Origin of the sequence: Methanoregula sp., from assembly GCF_002835825.1 — an archaeon.
Classification (GTDB): Archaea; Halobacteriota; Methanomicrobia; order Methanomicrobiales; family Methanospirillaceae; genus Methanoregula.
The window spans coordinates 1-1,019 of sequence record NZ_PIZH01000789.1; the positions used below are offsets into that span (position 1 = coordinate 1).

General features: G+C 54.9%; 1 protein-coding gene. It reads left to right on the forward strand.

The genetic code is table 11. The annotated features are described in order from the left end of the window. Positions 1–498: 498 nt before the first annotated feature. Positions 499–1,019: thiamine-phosphate synthase family protein (locus tag CW742_RS15230; RefSeq protein WP_292421879.1), on the forward strand; the 521-nt coding region annotated here is incomplete at its 3' end.

The following is a 1,019-nucleotide window of genomic DNA, read 5'->3' on the forward strand; positions in this document are numbered from 1 at the left end:
GTCCTGAACCGCGGGGCATTCCCGGCCGAAACCGTGCCGGAACTGCTCGGGGTCCGGCCGGCGATTGTGGCAGCGGGGGTTGCTGTCATGATCCTCGCACTGTTCTCCTTGTTCCAGGTGTACGGGATATAGGGGATCCCGACATCCGGTAATTTTGGTAAAAAGAGACGGATACGATTCTACTTTTACGTCTGGATACCCCCCGACCAGATTCCTGACAACAAGTTAGAATCTTTTACAATCCGGGCCCGTAGCGCGCTTTTTAGAGTCGCGCGATTTGCTTGATCGATATTCACTTTCACAACGCCAAATAATGGAATCGCGCATGACTGGAGCCGGGCCGCGGAGCATGTGCGAGTGCGCCGCAGGTGCACGAAGCGTGCGGAGCGGGGCGGCGATCTACCCTCAGCTGATCAGGGAAGATGAAGACGCTCGGTCACATGACCAGAGAACCAATAATCCTTCCCGTCACATAATTCAGATGAATAGAGGAGGACCATGAAACAACCTGACCCCACCACAGAGATCGACATGTTCGGACGGATGACGATTGCTCTTGAGGAGGTTGAAGCATGCAGGGAATTTACCGCTCTCATACCGGAAGTCAGGACCAATATGGTATTTGCACACCCGTATGCAAAAACTCCCGATGAAGTCCTGGCCGTAGATGGCCGGATCACCATCATCAACGGTATGCCACGGGCTGCCGGGAGAGTCCGGTTCGGTGCATCGGGCCATATGGCCCGGTTCATCATCGAACTCATGAAGACCGATCCGACCGTCCGGGCCGTGATCGATTTTGCAAATCCTCCCGGATTTTCAGACTGGCTGTCAGACTATTGCATACAGCAAGGCTGGGCATCTGTCATGATTGACCGGAGGATTGAACCTGCCGAACTCAGGATTGCAGAGGGGTCATCGATGCAGTGGAAAGCGGCAGAATCGGTCCGGGCCACCGGTGGGAGAGTCCCGAAAATTATCTGCGATACCGGAGGAATGGGAAAAGAGCCGGTCTGTAT